The sequence below is a fragment of the Neisseria sp. P0016.S008 genome, assembly GCF_051957775.1.
Lineage (GTDB): Bacteria > Pseudomonadota > Gammaproteobacteria > Burkholderiales > Neisseriaceae > Neisseria > Neisseria flavescens_B.
The window spans coordinates 1-234 of sequence record NZ_JBQCWB010000051.1 but is presented as its reverse complement, the minus strand read 5'-3'; the positions used below and the strand labels follow the sequence as shown (position 1 = coordinate 234).

1 pseudogene is annotated in these 234 nt (G+C 52.6%); it reads right to left on the bottom strand.

The features are described 5' to 3' along the window. Positions 1–221, bottom strand: a pseudogene (locus ACTHS8_RS10945) (tRNA (N6-isopentenyl adenosine(37)-C2)-methylthiotransferase MiaB); the annotation flags it as partial. Positions 222–234: the final 13 nt, after the last annotated feature.

The window sequence follows — 234 nt, the reverse complement described above, 5'->3', positions numbered from 1 at the left end:
CGGCGCACTTTTTCTTCATGCTGCGTGTCGTCGTTCATGTTGGCGGGAGGCGTGACAGGGCGCTGACTGTAAATAAAGACGAATCTCAAGTCGAAGGCAATGTCTTTTACCAGTTTCAAGGTTTGCTCGAACTCGCGCTCGGTATCGCCCGGGAAGCCGACGATAAAGTCGGAGCTGAGGCACAAATCACGACGGATGGCACGCAGTTTGCGGATGATGGATTAGTATTCCAAG